Here is a 1,644-nt window from a genome sequence, read left to right as displayed (position 1 = left end):
TAAGATAATTTTTGAAGCTAAGACATGTTTTCGGTGAAAACATGATAACCAAACTTTTTATGGAGAGTTTGATCTTGGCTCAGGACGAACGCTGGCGGCGTGCCTAATACATGCAAGTCGAGCGCAGGAAGCAGACAGATTCCTTCGGGATGATGTTTGTGGAATGAGCGGCGGATGGGTGAGTAACACGTGGGCAACCTGCCTGTAAGCTTGGGATAACTCCGGGAAACCGGTGCTAATACCGAATAATGTTTTTGTTCGCATGAACAGAAAATGAAAGGCGGCTTTTGCTGTCACTTACAGATGGGCCCGCGTCGCATTAGCTAGTTGGTAGGGTAATGGCTTACCAAAGCAACGATGCGTAGCCGACCTGAGAGGGTGATCGGCCACACTGGGACTGAGACACGGCCCAGACTCCTACGGGAGGCAGCAGTAGGGAATCTTCCGCAATGGACGAAAGTCTGACGGAGCGACGCCGCGTGAGTGATGAAGGTCTTCGGATCGTAAAACTCTGTTGTTAGGGAAGAACAAGTATCGACCGAATAAGTCGGTACCTTGACGGTACCTAACCAGAAAGCCCCGGCTAACTACGTGCCAGCAGCCGCGGTAATACGTAGGGGGCGAGCGTTGTCCGGAATTATTGGGCGTAAAGGGCGCGCAGGCGGTCTTTTAAGTCTGATGTGAAATCTCGTAGCTTAACTACGAACGGTCATTGGAAACTGGAAGACTTGAGTACAGAAGAGGAGAGTGGAATTCCACGTGTAGCGGTGAAATGCGTAGATATGTGGAGGAACACCAGTGGCGAAGGCGACTCTCTGGTCTGTAACTGACGCTGAGGCGCGAAAGCGTGGGGAGCGAACAGGATTAGATACCCTGGTAGTCCACGCCGTAAACGATGAGTGCTAGGTGTTAGGGGGTTTCCGCCCCTTAGTGCTGCAGTTAACGCATTAAGCACTCCGCCTGGGGAGTACGGCCGCAAGGCTGAAACTCAAAAGAATTGACGGGGGCCCGCACAAGCGGTGGAGCATGTGGTTTAATTCGAAGCAACGCGAAGAACCTTACCAGGTCTTGACATCCCTTTGACCGTCCTAGAGATAGGGCTTTCCCTTCGGGGACAAAGGTGACAGGTGGTGCATGGTTGTCGTCAGCTCGTGTCGTGAGATGTTGGGTTAAGTCCCGTAACGAGCGCAACCCTTAATATTAGTTGCCAGCATTAAGTTGGGCACTCTAATGTGACTGCCGGTGACAAACCGGAGGAAGGTGGGGATGACGTCAAATCATCATGCCCCTTATGACCTGGGCTACACACGTGCTACAATGGATGGAACAACGGGCAGCGAAGCGGCGACGTGGAGCGAATCCCATAAAACCATTCTCAGTTCGGATTGTAGGCTGCAATTCGCCTACATGAAGCAGGAATCGCTAGTAATCGCGGATCAGCATGCCGCGGTGAATACGTTCCCGGGCCTTGTACACACCGCCCGTCACACCACGAGAGTCGGTAACACCCGAAGTCGGTGAGGTAACCTTTTGGAGCCAGCCGCCGAAGGTGGGACCAATGATTGGGGTGAAGTCGTAACAAGGTAGCCGTATCGGAAGGTGCGGCTGGATCACCTCCTTTCTAAGGATAGGCTAAGTGGTAAT

Annotated in this window: 1 rRNA gene; it reads left to right on the top strand. The window is 52.5% G+C overall.

From position 1 onward, the window contains the following. Positions 1-56: 56 nt before the first annotated feature. Positions 57-1,621, top strand: a 16S ribosomal RNA gene (locus DFR56_RS22480). Positions 1,622-1,644 lie beyond the last annotated feature (23 nt).

This window comes from Pseudogracilibacillus auburnensis (assembly GCF_003201975.1).
Taxonomy (GTDB): Bacteria; Bacillota; Bacilli; order Bacillales; family Amphibacillaceae; genus Pseudogracilibacillus; species Pseudogracilibacillus auburnensis.
This window is presented reverse-complemented; position numbering and strand designations above follow the sequence as displayed.